The organism is Prevotella sp. BV3P1 (genome assembly GCF_000479005.1).
Lineage (GTDB): Bacteria > Bacteroidota > Bacteroidia > Bacteroidales > Bacteroidaceae > Prevotella.
In genome coordinates, this window is record NZ_AWXC01000004.1 from 64,433 (window position 1) to 84,699 (window position 20,267).

Genomic DNA, 20,267 nt, shown 5'->3' on the forward strand with positions numbered 1-20,267 from the left:
GTTAAACCCAATCACTTTGCGTGCCAATCTCAATCACTTTGTGAGGCAATTTACATGCTATAGAAGGCCTATTTTGCGCAAAAACAGCATTTTTCCACAAAAACTCATTACTTCTGGAATGTATTTCCAGTCCAAAAATCGCATAATAAATTAATAATCAATCTGGTATAAAAATCGCTTCATATTTCGCGTATTTTCAGCATCCGAACCAGTTGGTCAAAAAAACGCCAAGCATTTGTGTTAAAAAGTTGTCGTTACGGAAAACATTTCATAGATAACCATTCCGTTTCGTCTAAAAACCTCAAAGTTCTTTTGTTAAACGAAAGAGCCCTATTCTGAACGCAACTTGGAGTCTTTTCTTTTCGACTTGAAAATAATATTGTTTTCGTAGTTCAATCATCCGAATGAGTTAATGTGACGGTTTGTTGGTGAGTTCTTTTGAAATTGTTATCTTTGCAATATCATAAACAAACCAGTGCGGCTGTGCTTCTTCTATGAAAAAGAGTTGACACTCAAAGTGCTTAATGCTTAAGGAAATAACAGCACGTCACAAGATAGAAAAACCTTGTAGTTGCGAAATATCATACAAAATGGAAAAGATTTCGTTGAAGGCATATCTGAGGCAGTATTTCGATATGTCAGAAAATCGTGAGAAGGAAGAGGATGTTGTTGATGAAATAGCATCGGGCGTAACCTTTAAAGGAGCTAACCTTTGGATTCTAATTTGTGCCGTGTTTATTGCTTCTTTAGGATTGAATATCAATTCTACGGCAGTCATCATCGGCGCCATGCTCATTTCACCACTAATGGGACCTATCTTAGGCATGGGTTTAGCAGTGGGCATCGATGATTTGCCGCTGCTGAGACGGGCCGTTAAAAACTATATGGTGGCGACCATTATCAGTATCATCACAGCAACCGTTTATTTTTTCTTAACACCTTTTCAGGGTGTACAATCAGAGTTGTTGGCGCGTACCGAGCCTACCATTTACGATGTTCTCATCGCTTTCTTTGGTGGTGCGGCAGGTATTGTCGCTGCCTCGATAAAAGACAAGGGTAATGTCATTCCAGGTGTTGCCATTGCCACAGCATTAATGCCTCCACTATGTACGGCAGGATATGGCATAGCTACGGGGAATTTGGCCTTTTTTGCTGGTGCTTCTTTATTATATTTTATCAACACCGTCTTCATTGCTGTGGCAACTACCTTCGGTGTTTTCTTGTTGCGTTTCAGACGCAAACACTTTGTGGATCCTCAACGTTGTAAATTTGTGCATCGTATGATTTTAGCCATTGCTGTTTTAACGATGATACCAGCCGGTTATATGACTGTACGCATGATGCGATCCAGCCTGTTTGACAGGCAGTTGAGTAACTTTGCGCAACATAGCTTGAACTGGAAAGGAACACAAGTGGTGTCGCAACATCTATATGGAGACAGCGTATTGCAAATAGTTGCCTTAGGGAAAGAGATTACGCCAGCACAAAAGAAGAAAGCACAGAAGGAACTGAATGAACATTCGCGACTGAAACATCTGAAGTTAGCTGTTATACAGGGTACTGAATCCTCAGATTTAGTACCAGAAAAAGGTACTCTTGTAGCCATCTCGAAAAATCGGGAACAAAGCGTCAAAGTACTTCAAGAGCAAGCAGTTGAAATCAAGGAGTTGCGGCAAAAATTAGGGAAAATTGATTCGTATTCACAACTAAGTGTGGATATGTTTAACGAGATGTTGGTGCTATACCCAGGTGTCCAATCATTGGTATTGTCTCCAGTAGTCGAGGCTAATTTGGATACCACAGCAAACGAGCCTTACCTTTTAGCCATTGCTCAATTTAAAGTGAAGAAACCATTGACAAACGAGCAAAACATTCAAATGCGTCAATGGATTCAGAAGCGCACGAATGAAGAAAGTGTAAAACTGGTGATTACCTATACCAAGTGATGAACATTTGGCCTGAAAGTATCGAAAAACAAAGATATGCCAATAGGCCCGCACACGTTGTAGGTATCTATTCTTTCGAGATAAATACCAATGTTTTTGGCAGTTTTTTCCATTTTCTTTGACGAGCAATTTTCATATTGCTGCCTTCAACTTGCTGTAGTGTGTATGTATTGTCTTTGTTGAGGGTCAAAGTGGCCACTAAATCTTCACTACCATAGTCGTTGGTAATCTCCAGACGGGCCGTGTTTTTATGGATTTTGGCCGATGTGAACAACCATTTTCGTGAATCGATGCTGTCTCCCATGAAGCCTGGAAGTTCACCAAAGATTTCCTGCCCAGGTACGGTAACGTTGTTCTCGTACAAATTCATTTTGATGTATATTCTGTACTCCGAGTTTCCTATGACACCCTTGAAAGGCAGCTTTTGTGTGTTTTGTGCTGTCGCCAGCATGCCCAGAAAGCATAAAATATTGAGGAATAGGTACTTTTTCATCTTTGTTGATTTTATTTGCGTATAGGAAGACGCAAGTAGGAGGCCGCATCAGATTTCCTTGCTTGCCAAGACTTAGTCTGTTTTTGCAAAGTTACTGTTTTATATCAATAAAACGCGTGTATTAAGAAAATTAAAGAACCTATCATTTGGATTTCACCTTTTTTATATTATCTTTGCTCATCATATTATGATTCTTATGACTAAAGACTTGTTGCGTCCCGACTATATATTTGAGTCGAGTTGGGAAGTTTGTAATAAAGTAGGAGGTATTTATACCGTTCTTTCTACACGAGCAAAGACATTGCAGGATCAATATCTGGACCGTATCATCTTTATTGGTCCTGATTGTTGGAAAGAACAAGAAAGTCCATATTTTCAAGAAGACAGTTCTCTTTTCACAGATTGGAAGAGCAAAGCTGCTGAAGAAGGATTGACATGCAGAATTGGTCGCTGGTCAGTTCCAGGACATCCACTTGCCATACTGGTAGATTTTGAGCCCTTATACGCTCAGAAAAATGAAATTTATGCCCAAATGTGGGAATGGTTTCAGGTAGACAGTCTGCATGGTTATGGTGATTACGATGAAGCCTCCATGTTTTCGTATGCGGCCGGCAGGGTGGTGGAGAGCTTTTATCGCTTTTATCTGGACAAGACCAAGAGGGTGATTTATCATGGAAATGAATGGATGACCGGCATGGGATTGCTCTACATTCGCCATCAGGTACCCGAGATAGGCACCCTTTTCACAACCCATGCAACGAGCATTGGTAGAAGTATCGCGGGAAACAATAAGCCCCTGTACGAATATCTGTCGGCCTATCACGGAGACCAAATGGCCGAAGAGCTAAACATGCAGAGCAAACACTCGATAGAGAAGCAAACCGCCCATCATGTTGATTGCTTTACAACCGTGAGTGAGATTACAGCCAACGAGTGTAAGGAGCTGCTGGATAAACCTGTCGATGAGATATTGCTCAATGGTTTTGAAGACAGTTTTGTACCACGAGGGCAAGAACTGACGAGCAAACGTAGGCGGGCACGGAAGCGACTGCTAGAGGTGGCTAATGCGCTGATGGGTAATACTTTTGATGAAGATGCTTTCATTGTTTCTACAAGTGGTCGTTATGAGTTTCGCAACAAAGGTATCGATGTCTTCCTGGAAGCCATCCACCGCTTGCGGTTGTCGCAGGATACTTTATCCCGTAAGGTGCTGATCGTAGTGGAAGTGCCTGCTTGGGTGGGCGAACCGCGAGCCGACTTGATGACAAGATTAGCGTCGGGAAAATCGTTTGACACGCCCTTGGAACATCCTATGTTGACACATTGGCTTCGGGACATGTCAGGCGATCGCATCCTTCAGATGCTGGAAGCGCTGAATATACATAACGCTCAACACGATAACGTGAAAGTGATGTTTGTTCCGTGCTATCTTACGGGTGATGATGGTATTTTAAACCTGCCATATTATGATTTGGTTGTGGGTAACGACCTGTGCGTTTATCCTTCCTACTACGAACCCTGGGGCTACACGCCGTTGGAGGCTATTGCGTTCAAGGTGCCTTGTGTTACAACTGATTTGGCTGGATTTGGTCTGTGGGTTAATCGAACAATCGGAACGTATGGTGAGATTGAGAATGGTGTAAAAGTGATTCACCGTACTGACAACAACTATTCTGATGTGGCCGACGAGATTAAGCAGACCATCATGCAGCTGTTAAAGCTGTCACCAAAAGAGGTGAATGTCATACGTCAGAGAGCGGCCGATTTGTCAAAAAAAGCACTGTGGCAACGGTTTATTAAGCATTATGAGACAGCCTATCATCAGGCTTTGTCATGCGTAGAGAATAGAATAATCAAGTAAGAAAAAAATAAGAAAATTAACGATTATGAAAATTAAGACGAGCAATGTTAACGCTCCACAGTGGAGGGAGTTGACAATCAAATCAAGATTGCCCGAACAACTGAAATGTTTGGATGAATTAGCACATAATATGTGGTTTGGTTGGAATCACGATGCGCGTAGTCTCTTCAAGAGTCTTGATGAGAAATTATACGAAGCAGTAGGGCACAACCCCGTGTTGTTGTTGGAACGCCTCAACTATGACCGCAAAAAAGAGATTGTTAACGATGCCAAGCTGATGAAGCGTGTCAAGGACGTGTATGCCCAATTTCGCGCTTACATGGATGTGAAACCCGATAAGAAGCGGCCATCTGTTGCCTATTTCTGCATGGAGTATGGTATTAATCAGATATTGAAAATCTATTCAGGTGGTCTGGGCATGTTGGCTGGTGACTACCTCAAAGAGGCGTCAGACAGCAATGTAGATATGTGTGCCGTAGGCTTTTTGTATCGTTATGGCTATTTCAAGCAGTCACTCAGTATGGAAGGTCAGCAGATTGCTCAGTATGAGGCTCAGAACTTCAACTCGCTTCCCATTGAGCGTGAGGTTGATGAAAATGGCAACCCCATCGTGGTTGACGTTCCCTATCTCGATTATGTTGTACATGCATACGTGTGGCGTGTGAATGTGGGCCGAATCAAGTTGTACTTGTTGGATACAGACAACGACTTGAATTCGCAGTTCGACAAGTCCATTACACACTCTCTGTACGGCGGAGATTGGGAAAACAGACTCAAGCAAGAGATATTGCTGGGTATTGGTGGTATACTCACATTGAAGAAACTGGGCATCCAGAAAGACATCTATCATTGTAATGAAGGCCATGCGGCTCTGTGTAATTTGCAACGTCTTTGTGATTACGTAGAGAGCGGATTGACGTTCAATCAGGCCATTGAACTGGTGAGAGCATCCTCACTATACACAGTACATACACCCGTTCCGGCAGGCCATGACTATTTTGACGAGGCACTTTTCGGAAAATACATGCAAGGATATCCACAACGTTTGGGTATCACATGGGATGAATTCATTGGTATGGGACGTCAAAATCCTGATGATCATACCGAGAAATTTTGCATGAGTACTTTTGCATGCAATACCTCACAAGAAGTTAATGGTGTAAGCAAGTTGCACGGATGGGTAAGCCAAAAGATGTTCGCTCCTATCTGGAAGGGCTATTATCCTGAGGAGAGCCATGTGGGATATGTAACCAATGGCGTACACCTCCCAACATGGACTTCAACAGAGTTCCGTGACATTTACGACAAATACTTTGACAAGTCGTTCATGAGCGACCAGAGCAACGAAAAAATTTGGCACGCCTTTTTGAAGATTCCTGATGAAGAGATTTGGCAAACGCGCATGATGTTGAAAAACAAGCTGGTGAAGTATATTCGCGAGAAGTTTACAGAGAATTGGTTGAAGAACCAAGGCGATCCGTCACGCGTGATGTCACTGCTTGAATGCATCAATCCAAATGCGTTGATGATAGGCTTCTGTCGTCGTTTTGCAACTTATAAAAGAGCGCACTTGTTGTTTACGGATATCGCTCGGTTGTCAAGGATTGTCAACAACCCAGACCGCCCTGTGTTGTTCTTCTTCTCAGGCAAGGCCCATCCTGCTGATGGAGCCGGACAAGATCTCATCAAACGTATCTATGAGATCAGCCAGCGTCCAGAGTTTTTAGGTAAAATCATCTTCCTCGAAGATTATGACATGCAATTGGCCCGTAGACTTGTTTCTGGTGTAGATATTTGGATGAATACGCCTACACGTCCACTTGAAGCTTCAGGCACATCGGGTGAGAAAGCCGAGATGAATGGTGTTGTCAACTTGTCCGTTCTCGATGGTTGGTGGGTAGAAGGTTATAGAGATGGTGCCGGATGGGCCTTGCCTCAGAAACGTACTTACCAAAATCAGGAGTATCAAGATCAGTTGGATGCAGCTACCATTTATTCGCTTTTAGAGAATGAGATCATTCCTATGTATTATAATAGAAATGAGGAAGGCTACAGTGAGCAATGGCTGAACGTAGTGAAGAAATCAGTTTCGACGATCGCACCTCATTACACCATGAAGCGTCAGTTGGACGATTATTACGACAAGTTCTATAAAAAAGAAGCTGATAGATTCGCTAAGTTGGCTGCCAATGATGCCAAGCAGGCTAAAGAGATTGCGCATTGGAAGGAAACGGTAGCCGAGCGTTGGGATGCCATCCATGTCGTTTCAAAAGATACGGAGTTCTTGACAAACGGTGGCGAGACGGGCGTCGTTTATCACATAAAGTACGTCATAGACGAACAGGGTCTGGAGGATGCGGTCGGTTTGGAACTGGTGACGCTGAAACCGATGCCAGATGATGACGGCAGGGAAGTTTATAGCGTGCGTCCTTTTAAGGTCGTTGGTCACGAAGGTAATCTGTATACTTTTGAAGCAGAAGTGGATCCTGATGACGCCGGCACCTTTAAATCATGCGTGCGCATGTTCCCAAAGCATAAAAACCTGCCACATCGTCAAGACTTCAATTATGTGAAATGGCTTGATTAACTTGAGGTGAATAAGTTTGTACTAGGGGGTGTGTCAAGAATTTGACATGCCCTCTTTGGTTTGTTCCATCAAGCGATTCGGTCGTTTGCTCGTGCATCGATGTACTATCTTTTCCTCAAGATAGGTTTTGTAACTCTCATTTTTGAACAAACATTTGTAAGGGTCTTGTTTTTTTAGTAATTTTGCAATGCTTTACGAATACACTTAAAATTCATCTATCTAATGAATATTTCATATAAATGGCTTAAAGAATATGTCGATTTCGACTTGACTCCGCAGGAAGTTGCGCAAGCCTTAACTTCTACAGGGCTCGAAGTAGATGCCTTGGAAGAAGTTCAAACCCTCAAGGGAGGACTAAAAGGACTTTATGTTGGGCAGGTGTTGACTTGTGAAATGCACCCCAACTCTGACCACCTTCATGTCACGACAGTAGACTTAGGAAAGGGCGAGCCTCAGCAGATTGTATGTGGCGCCCCCAATGTGGCTGCTGGGCAGAAAGTCATCGTAGCCGATCTTGGCTGTGTTTTATATGATGGTGATGATTCGTTTACCATCAAGAAGAGCAAATTACGCGGCGTAGATTCATTCGGAATGATTTGTGCGGAAGACGAAATTGGTGTTGGTACGTCACACGAGGGTATTATTGTGTTGCCAGAAGATGCGCCTGTTGGCCAGCCGGCTGCAGAATATTATAACCTTGAGAGCGATTGGATCATCGAAATAGACATCACAGCCAACCGGTCTGATGCTTTGTCTCATTACGGTGTAGCTCGTGATTTGTATGCATGGTTGAAGCAAAATGGGTATCAAACCAGTCTGCATCGTCCGTCTTGTGATGAATTTAAGGTAGATAATGAAGACTTGCTCATTGATGTCAAGATTGAAAATACAGAGGCCTGCAAGCGTTATGCCTGTCTCTCACTCACGGATTGTGAGGTGAAAGAAAGTCCGGAGTGGTTGCAGAACAATCTGAAAGTAATCGGCTTGCGACCCGTTAATAACATCGTTGACATCACAAATTATGTGATGATGGCCTACGGACAGCCCATGCATTGCTTTGATGCCGACATGGTTGAAGGTCATCAAATCGTGGTGAGAACGCAGCCAGAGGGGACCAAGTTTGTGACCCTTGATGGTGAAGAGCATACTTTGGGTGAACACGACTTAAGCATTTGCAATGCAGAACACCCGATGTGTATTGCCGGAATCTTCGGTGGAAAGGGTAGTGGTACCTATGAAACAACACGCAATGTTGTTTTGGAGAGTGCCTATTTCCATCCAACCTGGATTCGCAAGAGCGCACGTCGGCATGGTTTGAGTACGGATGCAAGCTATCGCTTTGAACGTGGCATCGATCCTAATGGCACGATATACGCACTGAAACAAGCTGCGATTTTGTGCCAGCAGTTGACTGGTGGTAAGGTCAGCATGCAGATTAAAGATGTGTATCCTACGCCTATTGAAAACGCCCATGTGTCACTTTCATACGACTATGTGAACGGTCTCATTGGTAAAAAGATAGAGCCAGAAGTGATGAAGAGCATCTTGGAAAGCATGGAAATGGAAATCAAGAGCGAGAATCAAGAAGGTCTTGAATTGTCTGTCCCCGCATACCGAGTTGACGTTCAGCGTCCCTGTGATGTTGTAGAGGATATCCTACGTATCTATGGTTATAACAACGTTGAAATTCCAACACAGCTCAAGAGTTCGTTGGCCATACAGGGCGATGAGGATAGGGCTGCCCATTTGGAAAACTTGGTTGGTGAACAGTTGGTTGGATGTGGTTTTCATGAAATTCTGAACAATTCGCTTACCAAGACGTCTTATTATCATGATTTGAACCGTTACCCAGAGGAGGCAACCGTAAAGATTATGAATCCTTTGAGTACCGACCTGGGTGTGATGCGCCAGACACTGTTGTTTGGAGGCCTTGAAAGCATCATGCGCAATGTGAATCGTAAGCAAACAAACTTGCGCTTCTTTGAGTTTGGTAACTGCTACCAATATGTAGCAGAGCGAGAGAATGAGGAAGATCCGATTAAGGCATATCAGCAAGCTTATCATTTAGGATTGTGGGTTACTGGTAAACGTGTGGAAGGAAGTTGGGCACATGCAGATGAGCCCAGTTCATTTGACGAACTGAAAGCCTATGTTCAAAATATTTTTGCCCGGTTAGGCCTGCCTTCTGGCATGTTGGTAACAGAAAAAAGTGACAACAACATCTTCTCTCATGGTTTGAGCATCATGAATCGAGGAGGGAAAATCATTGCTGAATTGGGTGTTGTTTGTAAAAAGTTGCTAAAGCAGGTTGATGTAGCCGGTGAAGTTTATTTTGCTGAAATCAACTGGACGGCACTTATGAAATTAACTCGTAAGAATACGGTTGAGTACAAAGAGCTGTCTAAGTATCCTGCCGTTAGTCGTGATTTGGCCTTGTTGATAGATAGGCAAACAGAATTCGAGCAAATAGAAAAGATTGCCTTCCAGACAGAAAAGAAGTTACTGAAGCGCGTTGAGCTCTTTGATGTCTACGAAGGTAAGAATCTACCTGAAGGCAAAAAGAGCTATGCCGTCAATTTTATCCTGCAAGATGAGCAAAAAACATTGAATGACAAGCAGATTGACGGAATCATGCAGAAACTTATAAAGAATCTCACAGAAAAGCTTGGCGCCGAACTTCGATGATTAGGTTGCCATACTTTTGTGAATATAAACGTTCATATATCATTAAATAATCAACATTTAGGCGCGAAGGTTCTTCGTCCTAAACCTCTTTAATGAAGAGGATTAAATATTTTTATTCCAATGGGAAGAGCATTTGAGTATCGTAAAGCAACAAAACTGAAAAGATGGGGCCACATGGCTCGTACATTCACGAAAATAGGTAAACAAATTGCAATTGCAGTAAAAGCCGGAGGACCTGATCCTGAAAACAATCCAGCTTTGCGCGCCCTCATAGCCAATGCCAAGCGCGAAAACATGCCGAAAGACAATGTTGATCGTGCCATTAAGAACGCAATGGGGAAAGATCAAAGCGACTACAAATCGGTCACATACGAAGGGTATGGTCCTCATGGAGTGGCTATCTTGGTAGATACTTTAACGGACAATACCACCCGAACCGTTGGTGATGTGCGGTCTGTATTCAATAAGTTTAATGGCAACTTAGGGACAAGTGGTTCACTGGCATTCCTCTTTGACCATAAAGCCGTATTCACCTTTAAGAAGAAAGATGGCTTGGACATGGACGAACTGATTCTCGACCTCATAGATTATGGTGTGGAAGATGAATATGATGAAGATGAGGAAACGGACGAAATAACCATCTATGGTGCCCCCACGAGCTTCGGTGAAATTCAAAAGCATCTGGAAACGGACGGTTTTGAAGTGACAGGTGCTGAGTTTACATACATCCCGAACGATTTGAAAGACGTTACTCCCGAAGAGCGTGAAACGATTGATAAAATGGTAGAGCGTCTTGAAGAGTTTGACGACGTACAAACTGTTTATACCAATATGAAACCTGAATAACAGGAACATGTTATAGAGGAGAGTGCATCAAATTCGATGCATTCTCTTTTTAGATTAGACGATAATGTGTATCGTCTAATGCTTGCAAGATTTTAACAAAGCCCTCCCCCTCAATAAGTATCTTGATAGTCGGCAACGCTGATTGTTTGCTGATACAATATTTTCTGTGGCTCTTTATCTGAATGCACTATGTAGGCAAAATTATATTTTGCATCTTTTAGTTTCTTAATACTTGTATTGTCCTTAATCTCCTTCACCATGAGTTGATGTATTTTTTCTCTGTTCTGTGCTACAATTTGCGCATTGTCCAACTCACCTACAAATGAACAGTGGTAAGTGTAGGTCTTGGTGTCTTTGCGAAAGGTCACACTGTCCGTCCTTGTGCCATTAACCACTGGGGTAGGGCAGTATTTATCCGTATATTCCTTGGCTTCTCTTGCGGATCTTTCTTCAAGATTCTCATGACATGAAGACAGCATGGGAATCAATAAAATAGCGATGAATAATTTGTTCATGTTTTCTTACATTATAAGCATTTCTAAGCTCGTATGAGTCGAGTGAAAAGCAAGTTAATCTGTTTTGCTGGGGCGGATTCTATCCATTGCAAAGATACGAAGTTTTTACTAATTTTATCATTACGTTCGCTGATTTATAAATTAAAATGGCTACCTTTGCATAAGTATGGAAGCCTTTGAATCATTTTGGACGAACACAATGAAATTCATGGCACTATTTTCTAACAAAAGGATTGATTTTACTCTTTTAAATTAACGATTGAACTTCCGTCATAGCGGTAGTAGAATCTTTGATACGATAACGAAAATATCTGATGGATCAAATAAGAAACTTTTGCATCATTGCCCATATTGATCACGGAAAATCAACATTGGCAGATCGATTACTGGAATATACTAAAACGATTCAAGTAACTGGTGGGCAGATGCTTGACAACATGGATTTGGAAAAAGAGCGTGGCATTACCATTAAGAGCCACGCCATCCAAATGGAATATCAATATGAGGGACAAAATTATATATTAAACCTGATTGATACTCCGGGTCACGTTGACTTTTCTTATGAGGTAAGTAGGAGTATAGCTGCATGCGAGGGTGCTTTGCTGGTTGTCGACGCTACGCAAGGTGTGCAAGCGCAAACCATCTCTAATCTATATATGGCCATCGAGCATGACCTCGAGATTATCCCTGTCATCAACAAGATTGACATGCCTTCTGCCATGCCAGAAGAGGTTGAAGATGAAATTGTAGAATTGATTGGGTGTGACCGTTCTGATATTATTCGCGCATCTGGTAAGACAGGTGAAGGTGTTAGCGATATATTAGATGCTGTTGTGCAACGCGTTCCACATCCTGTGGGGGATGAGAAAGCTCCACTCCAGGCATTAATTTTCGACTCTGTTTTTAACAGCTTTCGTGGTATCATCGCCTATTTTAAAATAGAAAATGGATGCATCAAGCAGGGCGATAAGGTAAAGTTTTATAACACGGGAATGGAATATGATGCCGATGAAATTGGCATTCTAAAGATGAATATGGTTCCCCGGAGAGAAATGAAAACCGGAGAAGTAGGCTATATCATCAGCGGAATAAAAGATGCCAAAGAGGTGAAAGTGGGAGATACCATCACCCATGTAAACCGTCCCTGCGAAAAGGCTATTGCTGGTTTCCAGGAGGTGAAGCCCATGGTGTTTGCGGGTGTTTATCCCATCGACCCTAATGACTACGAAAACTTGCGAGCATCTCTTGAAAAGCTTCAACTCAATGATGCCTCATTGTCGTTCTCTCCTGAATCGTCTGTGGCACTTGGATTTGGCTTCAGATGTGGATTCTTGGGACTTTTGCACATGGAAATCGTGCAAGAACGTTTGGACAGAGAATTCAACATGGAGGTCATCACTACCGTGCCCAACGTATCTTATATGGTTTACGACAAGCACGGAGAATCGAAGGAAGTTCATAATCCGTCTGGTTTGCCAGAAGCAACGATGATTGAACATATTGAAGAACCCTATATTCGAGCAACCATTATTACGGATGCCAACTACATTGGCCCCATCATGACGCTCTGTTTGGAGAAGAGAGGCGAGTTGGTTAAGCAGGAGTTCATATCTGGAAATCGCGTTGAATTGCATTTTATGATACCGTTAGGAGAAATTGTCATCGATTTCTACGATAAACTGAAATCCATCTCAAAGGGTTATGCATCGTTCGATTATCACGTAGACTCGTTCCGACCATCAAAGTTGGCCAAGCTCGACATCTTGCTCAATGGCGAGCCTGTGGATGCGCTTTCTACCTTGACGCATCAGGACAATGCTGTGAGTTTGGGCAGAAGAATGTGTGAAAAACTCAAAGACTTGATACCAAGACAGCAGTTTGACATAGCTATTCAAGCTGCCATCGGAGGGAAAATCGTCGCCAGGGAAACCGTGAAATGCGTCCGTAAGGATGTAACCGCTAAATGTTACGGTGGAGACGTGAGCAGAAAACGTAAATTGTTGGAGAAGCAAAAGAAAGGAAAGAAACGCATGAAACAGATTGGAAATGTTGAAGTTCCGCAGAAAGCGTTCCTTGCCGTGCTCAAACTGGATTAATGCTTTAGGCAAACTAAAAATTACTAACTTTTCAATACCAGACAAATGAAAGAACCTGTTAATACACCTCGTGATATTGCAAGGGAATTGGCACGTAGATATAGTACGATGACACACGAGGAGTTGGATGCACTTGAAAGCATTCTCGTTCCCATGAAATTTGCGAAAAGTGAAATGATTCTCCGTGAGGGAGAAGTGTGTCGCAATATTTACTATCTCGACAAGGGATTGATACGTCAGTTTTATTTCAAGAACGACAAAGAATTAACAGAACATTTGGGTGAAGACCACACCATCTTTATGTGTATTGAGAGTTTGTTCAAAGAGCAGCCCAGCCACCTACAAATAGAAGCACTTGAGGCTTCCGTTGTTTACGCCATGCCCAAAGATAAGTTGGAACGGATATCTCTACATCATGTGAATATTCAAATGATGTATCGAAAGATATTGGAAGAAAGTTTGATTATTTCGCAGGTTCATGCCGACTTAATTCGGTTTGAGTCTGCACAGAATAGATACAAGCGGATGTGTAAACTGTCTCCCCAAGTTATCTTGCGCGCTCCGCTGACCTATATTGCCAACTATTTACAGATGACTCCCGAAACATTGAGTAGAGTGAGGTCCTCTACTTTGTTGGACTGATTCACGATTTTCATACGGAGTTGACGCCCTTGCTCACGGATCTTTCATTTAACAAGGTTGCTTTTCGCTTTTAGATCAAACGCAATGCCTCCACTCCACAAAAATACTGAAGGTAGGCGTTCTCCGAGAATTACTCCACGACGCTCTCGTCTGAGACGTCACGAAGGTGTTTCAAGATTAGCAGACCCACCATCACAGACGGACGGTGCGTGTCCATGTAGCTAGAGTCCTTGCTGTAAAGAGGGAAAAAGACTGCTCAAACACATCCCAATCGATCAAATTGCTAACTTGTACAGGGAATTATTGGGAGAGAGCATTGTATCAAGACCCAGAATAATGATGCCTGACGGATTTTGGATGGAGATTTATACATCGTTGATTTGCAAGATTTTACTATACAAAGGAACAAAACTTTGTAGAAAATGCAATCTTATAAACGATTATTTTATTGATAACCAGATAGTTAAATGTTTTTCAAGAAACGACGTGTTAATTTCTCAACACCAATTTATCCGCAGGTCTATATGAAGCATGCTATCTCACCTTTTTGAGGGTCGACTACATAGTTGCATTTTCAAGTTGAATCTATCGAAGGGTATCTTTTATTTTTTCCTTATAAATACAAAAAATGAGATAACGACAAAGAATAGCACATAGGCTATGTTTACGTATTCGCCTTTCGAAAAGTTTATTATCCCGCTATAAAAACAATAGTTTAATCTCCACACTGTACTATAGGGTATAAGGTAGATATAATCTTTATTTTGAGCAATAATACCAAAAATCGTCATGAGGCTAGCAAACCCAATAGGTAAAACAAAACTCTTAAAAATCAAACTAAGATAATATTGTATAAATGAAACAGCAGAAAGTGCTATAAACAAATACGAGAAATAAGAAGCTATTAGGTTATTAACATTATAACTGGAGAATTCATATCCAGGTAATAACTTATCCAGAGCAAAACCAGACATGAGGAAAGAAAGATAACCTATAAGGAAAGAAATAAAGTTAATCTCTAAAAGGAAGACTATTTTGCTCGAATAAATTGTCAGCTTGCTAATTGGTCTTGTAAAAAGAAGTCTAAATCCATAATTCTTATATTCTACATCGCATAAAGAATAACTCAAAATGGCTGCAAGAATTGGATAAAGCAGAGCATAGAAGTCGAAGATGTATCTACCCAATACCCATACCCAAGGATTATAATCAAAAGTTATTGCCGGATTATAGATATCATCAGCATGTTTATGTAAAACATATATATCGACGCATAAAGTCATGAACAAAGGAAATAGTAAGAAAAGCCAAATGGCAATATTAAATCTTAATTTATAGTGTTCACTTTTAAGAATAGTAAAGAACGATATAGGTTTCATAAGTCGGTTTTTATTAGATGAAGGAATACAGACTCCAAATTTTCTTGGTATGTATCTGCAAATAAAATTTGAATGTGGTTTTGTTGCATTAATTTTTTAAAACTGTCAAAGGAACCATCTTGCTCTATTTCTATAATAAGCGTTCCATCAGAGATCCTTTTTGTGGGAATCAAGTGTTCTTTACATATCTTCATGCATCGTTCCGGTTGGTCCGTATGTATTAAATAAGATTGCTTTTTCTGATTGAGTAGACTATTCATTTCTCCTTGAAACAATAATCTTTTATTATTTAATATTCCGATGTGTGTGCATATTTTCTCCATTTCAGCTAAGATATGTCCTGAAATGAAAATGGTTTTTCCTTTACTTTTAAGTTTGAGCATTAGCTCTCTCATTTCAAAAACACCTTGAGGATCTAGTCCATTGAGTGGTTCGTCAAGAATGAGTAATTTAGGATTATGAAATATTGCCATCGCAATTCCCAAGCGTTGTTTCATTCCTGTAGAATATTTTCTAACTTTTTTGTCTTTATCTTTAGTCAAATTCACAAGCTCTAGAACCTCTTGAATGCGTTTTTGTCCACAATGATATAGTATATCCAAATAGTTTAGATTCTCATAGGCACTCAAATCTGCATAGAAGAATGGCTGTTCAATCAAGCATCCTATATTTTGAAGGATATGCAATCTGTTGGAATGAAATTCTTTTTTATTGAAAAATACCGTATTTATTTTAGTTTGCTCCAATCCTAAAAGTATCTTTATCGTTGTTGATTTACCCTCTCCATTCTTGCCTAAGTATCCATAAATGGAACCTTCTGGAACCTTCAAGTTAATGTCTTCTAATACAGAATGATTTCTGTAGTTAAAAGTGAGATGGTTAGTTTCAAGTATATTCATAATCAACACTTTCTTTTAAAATTATTCGTATTTAACCTTAATTCCGCAACACGATTATAAGATAAACTTTTTAGGTATCTGAGCAACAAAAAGTTGCTCAGGATTTTGCCATGTCAGAATTTTCACTTATCTTAGTGTTGCAAAAAAACAAGAGAATCCGACGATAGACATGGCGAAGATACAAATTAAATCTGAGAGACTTACTCCTTTTGGGGGATTATTTTCAATCATGAAGCAATTTGACTCCACTTCACCGTACATGTTTGTATTTAAAATTATCATGAACGCAAAAATGTAGCTTGCAAAGGTGTTTCATGCTACATATAACACAATAAACATTATTGTATTTTATCTAGTCGACCCTCAAAAATGCAATGTCGCCTTTTTGAGGAACGTCTTTTTAACACAAATGCTGGGCGTTTTTTCAACGAACCTGTTCGTGTGTTGAAAATATGCGAATAATGGGGATGTTTTGTTATCTGTTTGATTGTTAGCAACTTATGTAATTTTTAGGCTTAGAGCGAAATCAAAAAGCAAAGTGTTTGAGGTGAAAACTCCTCTTTTTGTGCAAAAAAGCCCTCCTATATGATGTAGATTGGACAGCAATAGCTTGCAGATTAGACGCTAAAGGCATGTTAATTGCTGCTTTATTCCATGTGAATAAGGTACAAGATGGTGAATTGAAGGTTTTGAACGTCTAAAAAATCTCCTGATTTTTTCTATTTTTCAATTTTGTTTTGTCAAAGAAAACGAATCGCTTTAACAAATGAAAGGTTTGTTGACACAGATGGTTTCGTTGATTGTCATCCAGCATTATTTTCACATCGTGTCGTAAATGACAGTTTTATTCGTGTTCATACAAACGGGCATGCTTGTTTTTTTACATCGAGCATGCTTGCTCAATTGAAAGAGCCGTGTGTGTTTGTTGACGACCTTACATGAGGAGAAGTGGCTTTATTTGTATTTGTCGATAAAGTCTTTAGCCCTGGTATCACCTAATTCCTTCGCTTTATTCAAGGTTTCCAGTCCTTCTTTCTTTTGCTTATTTTGTACTTGAGCTAATCCTTTGATGAGATAGGCATCGGCATAACTTGGTGCGAGGGAAATGCATAAATCAGCCGTTTTGATGGCATCTTCGTATAAATTCACTTTCAATTGTAGCGAAGCCATCTCTGCTAAGTACGTAGGTTCTTGCCGATTCAGCACGGCTGCATGAGCAATGTCGTTCAAAGCTTGTTGATATCTTCGCAGCTGTGAATTGCACTTATAGCGCGTGTAATAAAATTCATGACTGGCTCTGCCCAGCATCAACGTGTCATATTGATTATAATCTGCCAATGCTTTTTTGTAATCGCCAATCTGGTCGTAAGCAACACCGCGTGCCAACACATAGGGAGCAGCCACTGGTGTCAAAGGCTGTGGACAGGCTGCAACGGCACTATCCAGTAAGGTTAGAATCTCTTTCTCATCAGCTTTGAGTTGAGTCTTTGCCTGTGCGGCTTCGTAAAAGAGTTCGCCAGAACGTAACGATGTTTTCGTCAGCGCCATGAACATGTCATAGGCCTTTTGATAATCTCCTTTGATAAAAATAATCTGTGCTTGCTGATGTTGATATACAGGAAGTGGATTGATGTTGTTTGCTTGTGTGGCTTCATCAAGTGCTTTATCTAATGACCATTGCGTAAAGGTGGAGTCGAGCTGATAAAGTTGCTGCTGATAGATGAGCTTGGCATACTCGGAGTGGGCAACATCCTTGTTTTTAGCATGCTTAATTGCCGTTTCCATCTCGTCGGCAGCCTGTGAAAGCTGTCTTTTGCTGGCAAAAATGTTTGCTTGCGCTACATATCCATCAACAGATTGTGGGAACAGACGTTTAAAGTCTTGCACATATTTGAGATAGTTTTTATGCGTCTGTTCTCTTGACATCATCAGCATGACCAGCGCGTCTGACTCCTTGCTTGGCATTTGTGTGCGAATAGAAGTTTGTCGCAATACAGGGTCAGCAATGCTCAGTCCGGTGTTTACTTTCATGTCGTTCATGAACTTTGCATCCACAGCATGTGTCTCGTCGGCACTGTTGGCATGTTGCAATATGCCAATGACCTCACCCTTGGCATTCACGAAAGGGCAGCCCTCCTTGTTCGCCGGAGCTTCGGAAGAAAAGATATAATAGGCGTATTTATCCATAAAGGTTTCTATCTTTTGGATTGGCACTTGCTTGATATCAAGTGATTTGATGGAATAGCCTACGACAGACACTTTCTCGTTCGCCTTCGAGGTAGACGAAGCAATTTTTGCCGGAGTGGTGTTTCCTACTACTTTAAACTTACATACGTCATATAGTTCGTTCGCTCCAATCATAACGTCAACTGTCATGGCATTGCCTTGGGCATCAATCACTACAGCACTGTCGGCTCCCACAAAAGGTTTCCATGTGCTGATTGCCTCTCCATTTTCTCCAACAAATACACCGCGTGTTGAACTAAGCAAGGTTCCATCGGCCTTGAACGTCGTTAATGAGAAAACCGATTTCGCTGCCTTTTTTACATTTGCAGACTGTGCGTTTACTTGTGAATGTCCCCCTAGCAGCAAGGCAATGAGGGTGGTGAGAGTTAGAATTGTCCTTGATTGTATTGGATGTATCATTGTGTTATTTATTTCATATTTAAAAGTTCGCGTGCGTTGGCAAGAGCCGCTTCTGTGACATTACTTCCACTCAGCATCTGCGCCACTTCCTGTACACGTTGATCTTGGTTTAGTTCGTACATATTGCTTACAGTACTGTCTTTTAACTCAGACTTGCTTACCTTATAGTGAGTTTCTCCAAGGGCAGCAATTTGCGGAAGATGAGTTATACTGATGACTTGCCGATCGTCCCTGCCCATCTCGTCCATGATGTGTGCCATTTTCTCGGCAACACTACCACTCACGCCCGTATCTATTTCGTCAAAAATGATGGTAGGAAGTTTGACGGCCCCACTAATCATAGCCTTCAACGACAACATGACGCGCGCTATCTCACCACCGGAAGCGACTTGTGATACGGGTAATAAGGGTGAATTGGTGTTGGCGCTAAACAAGAAAGAAACGCCATCTTGCCCTTTGTTTCCCAATGGTTTCTGGGTAATTTCAACTTTGAATCGGATGTTAGGAATACCAAGAGGTACCAACCGACTCGACATTTCCTTTTCAATAGCTTTGGCGGCTTTTTGTCTTATTGTTGTCAGTTGATTGGCTTTCTTCGTACATTCTATGAGCAGTTGGTCAACCTGTGCTTGTTGTTTTTGTAGTTCTTCGTCACTATGGTCGATATGCTCCAGTTGTTTTTTAATTAACTTTTGTTGAGTGAGTAATTCGGTAACGGATTCCACATGGAATTTGTGCTCCAATGCATTGATTAAATCAATTCGCTCTTGAAGTTTTGCCAGCTGTTGGGGGTCGAATTCTATGTTTTCCGTTTTGTTCTGAATCTCGTTCTCTATATCTTTTAGTTCGATATAACAGCTTTCTATTCTTTGTGCAACCTCTTCAATGGGGGAGTAAACTTCCTTGATGCCATCCAATTGTTGAGTAATTGTTCTCAAAGCCTCGATGACGCCAACCGATTCTGCAGACAACAACTGTTCTGACTGATACAGGGCTGTCTTGATTTCTTCTGCATGTTCGAGCGTGGCAAGTTCCTGTTCGATGGCTTCCTGTTCACCCTCAACAAGTTGTGCTTGTGCGAGTTCACCATACTGAAAGCGTAAGAACTCCTCATTTTCTTGGCTTTTTGCAATGCCAGCTTTCAATTCTTCCAACTGTTCAGCAGCCTTCTTGTATTCTTGATAACATGACTGATATTGGGCCAAACTCTTGCTGTCCTGCGTAATGATATCGACAACTTGTAGTTGAAAGTCTTCCAGGTTGAGCAAAAGGTTTTGATGCTGTGAATGGATATCAATCAATTGTTCCCCCAATTCTTTCATGGTGGCAAGAGGTACAGGGGTGTCGTTGATAAAGGCCCTGCTTTTTCCTGAGCTGTAGATTTCCCTTCTCACGATACAGTCTGTTACATCATCATCGATGTCATTCTCTTCGAAAAAGTGGAGAAGATTGTATTTGCTGACATCAAAATGAGCTTCAATCAAGCATTTATCCTTTCCAGTTCTGATGAGTTTTGTGTCGGCTCGACTGCCCTTCAAGAGGCCAATGGCCCCAAGTATGATGCTTTTGCCTGCTCCTGTTTCGCCCGTAATGACGGAAAATCCAGGATGAAAGTTGATGTCAAGTTCATCAATCAGTGTAAAGTTTTGAATATGTAATTGCTTCAGCATCT

The 20,267-nt window shown here is 41.3% G+C and carries 13 protein-coding genes and 1 pseudogene; 7 read left to right on the forward strand and 7 right to left on the reverse strand.

The window, feature by feature from the left end; translation table 11 throughout:
* The first annotated feature begins 590 nt into the window (after positions 1-590).
* Positions 591-1,946, forward strand: a complete 1,356-nt coding sequence (locus tag HMPREF1254_RS00530) for a DUF389 domain-containing protein (RefSeq protein ID WP_036890741.1) — start codon at positions 591-593, stop codon at positions 1,944-1,946.
* Between the two features lie 67 nt (positions 1,947-2,013).
* Here HMPREF1254_RS00530 and HMPREF1254_RS00535 read toward each other — a convergent pair whose 3' ends face one another.
* The gene (locus HMPREF1254_RS00535) at positions 2,014-2,439 is read right to left on the reverse strand and encodes a hypothetical protein (protein ID WP_023056689.1); all 426 of its coding nucleotides are present in this window, start codon (positions 2,437-2,439) and stop codon (positions 2,014-2,016) included.
* 196 nt (positions 2,440-2,635) lie between these two features.
* Here HMPREF1254_RS00535 and HMPREF1254_RS00540 point away from each other — a divergent pair, with 196 nt between their 5' ends.
* The 4 genes from HMPREF1254_RS00540 to HMPREF1254_RS00555 all read left to right on the forward strand — a co-directional run bounded on the left by HMPREF1254_RS00540 (position 2,636) and on the right by HMPREF1254_RS00555 (position 10,418).
* Positions 2,636-4,300: a glycogen/starch synthase gene (locus HMPREF1254_RS00540; RefSeq protein WP_036890742.1), complete on the forward strand. Its 1,665-nt coding sequence runs from the start codon at positions 2,636-2,638 to the stop codon at positions 4,298-4,300.
* Between the two features lie 25 nt (positions 4,301-4,325).
* Positions 4,326-6,887 carry an alpha-glucan family phosphorylase gene (glgP, locus tag HMPREF1254_RS00545; RefSeq protein ID WP_023056683.1) on the forward strand — a complete coding sequence of 854 codons (2,562 nt, stop codon included), beginning with the start codon at positions 4,326-4,328 and terminating at the stop codon, positions 6,885-6,887.
* Between the two features lie 222 nt (positions 6,888-7,109).
* Positions 7,110-9,572 (forward strand): phenylalanine--tRNA ligase subunit beta, encoded by a 2,463-nt coding sequence (pheT, locus tag HMPREF1254_RS00550; RefSeq protein WP_023056685.1) that lies wholly within the window; start codon positions 7,110-7,112, stop codon positions 9,570-9,572.
* Positions 9,573-9,692: 120 nt separating this feature from the next.
* The gene (locus HMPREF1254_RS00555) at positions 9,693-10,418 is read left to right on the forward strand and encodes a YebC/PmpR family DNA-binding transcriptional regulator (RefSeq protein WP_023056625.1); all 726 of its coding nucleotides are present in this window, start codon (positions 9,693-9,695) and stop codon (positions 10,416-10,418) included.
* Between the two features lie 110 nt (positions 10,419-10,528).
* Here HMPREF1254_RS00555 and HMPREF1254_RS00560 read toward each other — a convergent pair whose 3' ends face one another.
* Positions 10,529-10,933: a lipoprotein gene (locus HMPREF1254_RS00560; RefSeq protein WP_023056737.1), complete on the reverse strand. Its 405-nt coding sequence runs from the start codon at positions 10,931-10,933 to the stop codon at positions 10,529-10,531.
* A gap of 314 nt (positions 10,934-11,247) precedes the next feature.
* Between HMPREF1254_RS00560 and lepA the strand changes: the two genes are divergently transcribed.
* Entirely contained in the window at positions 11,248-13,029 is a 1,782-nt protein-coding gene (gene lepA / locus HMPREF1254_RS00565; RefSeq protein WP_023056733.1) for a translation elongation factor 4, read from the forward strand.
* 45 nt (positions 13,030-13,074) lie between these two features.
* Positions 13,075-13,671, forward strand: a complete 597-nt coding sequence (locus HMPREF1254_RS00570; protein ID WP_023056628.1) for a Crp/Fnr family transcriptional regulator — start codon at positions 13,075-13,077, stop codon at positions 13,669-13,671.
* A 133-nt stretch (positions 13,672-13,804) separates the two neighbouring features.
* Here the strand turns inward: HMPREF1254_RS00570 and HMPREF1254_RS12485 are convergent.
* The 5 genes and pseudogenes from HMPREF1254_RS12485 to recN all read right to left on the reverse strand — a co-directional run.
* Positions 13,805-13,947: pseudogene (locus HMPREF1254_RS12485) on the reverse strand (IS5/IS1182 family transposase); the annotation flags it as partial.
* Positions 13,948-14,273: 326 nt separating this feature from the next.
* Positions 14,274-15,050, reverse strand: a complete 777-nt coding sequence (locus HMPREF1254_RS00575) for an ABC transporter permease (protein ID WP_023056678.1) — start codon at positions 15,048-15,050, stop codon at positions 14,274-14,276.
* Positions 15,047-15,949, reverse strand: coding sequence for an ABC transporter ATP-binding protein (locus HMPREF1254_RS00580; protein ID WP_023056654.1), 903 nt, complete (start codon positions 15,947-15,949; stop codon positions 15,047-15,049). Before HMPREF1254_RS00580 ends, HMPREF1254_RS00575 begins: the two co-directional genes overlap by 4 nt.
* A 954-nt stretch (positions 15,950-16,903) precedes the next feature.
* A complete protein-coding gene (locus HMPREF1254_RS00585; RefSeq protein WP_023056630.1) occupies positions 16,904-18,595 on the reverse strand; it encodes a tetratricopeptide repeat protein in 1,692 nt (563 codons plus the stop codon).
* 8 nt (positions 18,596-18,603) lie between these two features.
* Positions 18,604-20,265, reverse strand: a complete 1,662-nt coding sequence (recN, locus tag HMPREF1254_RS00590) for a DNA repair protein RecN (RefSeq protein WP_023056650.1) — start codon at positions 20,263-20,265, stop codon at positions 18,604-18,606.
* Positions 20,266-20,267 lie beyond the last annotated feature (2 nt).

What these genes read in the sequence shown, in the direction of transcription:
- recN (WP_023056650.1), bottom strand. Translation starts at nt 20,265, where the DNA reads ATGCTGAAGCAATTACATATTCAAAACTTTACACTGATTGATGAACTT.
- glgP (WP_023056683.1), top strand. Translation starts at nt 4,326, where the DNA reads ATGAAAATTAAGACGAGCAATGTTAACGCTCCACAGTGGAGGGAGTTG.
- HMPREF1254_RS00540 (WP_036890742.1), top strand. Translation starts at nt 2,636, where the DNA reads ATGACTAAAGACTTGTTGCGTCCCGACTATATATTTGAGTCGAGTTGG.
- HMPREF1254_RS00530 (WP_036890741.1), top strand. Translation starts at nt 591, where the DNA reads ATGGAAAAGATTTCGTTGAAGGCATATCTGAGGCAGTATTTCGATATG.
- HMPREF1254_RS00570 (WP_023056628.1), top strand. Translation starts at nt 13,075, where the DNA reads ATGAAAGAACCTGTTAATACACCTCGTGATATTGCAAGGGAATTGGCA.
- HMPREF1254_RS00580 (WP_023056654.1), bottom strand. Translation starts at nt 15,949, where the DNA reads ATGAATATACTTGAAACTAACCATCTCACTTTTAACTACAGAAATCAT.
- HMPREF1254_RS00575 (WP_023056678.1), bottom strand. Translation starts at nt 15,050, where the DNA reads ATGAAACCTATATCGTTCTTTACTATTCTTAAAAGTGAACACTATAAA.
- HMPREF1254_RS00555 (WP_023056625.1), top strand. Translation starts at nt 9,693, where the DNA reads ATGGGAAGAGCATTTGAGTATCGTAAAGCAACAAAACTGAAAAGATGG.
- lepA (WP_023056733.1), top strand. Translation starts at nt 11,248, where the DNA reads ATGGATCAAATAAGAAACTTTTGCATCATTGCCCATATTGATCACGGA.
- HMPREF1254_RS00535 (WP_023056689.1), bottom strand. Translation starts at nt 2,439, where the DNA reads ATGAAAAAGTACCTATTCCTCAATATTTTATGCTTTCTGGGCATGCTG.
- pheT (WP_023056685.1), top strand. Translation starts at nt 7,110, where the DNA reads ATGAATATTTCATATAAATGGCTTAAAGAATATGTCGATTTCGACTTG.
- HMPREF1254_RS00585 (WP_023056630.1), bottom strand. Translation starts at nt 18,595, where the DNA reads ATGATACATCCAATACAATCAAGGACAATTCTAACTCTCACCACCCTC.
- HMPREF1254_RS00560 (WP_023056737.1), bottom strand. Translation starts at nt 10,933, where the DNA reads ATGAACAAATTATTCATCGCTATTTTATTGATTCCCATGCTGTCTTCA.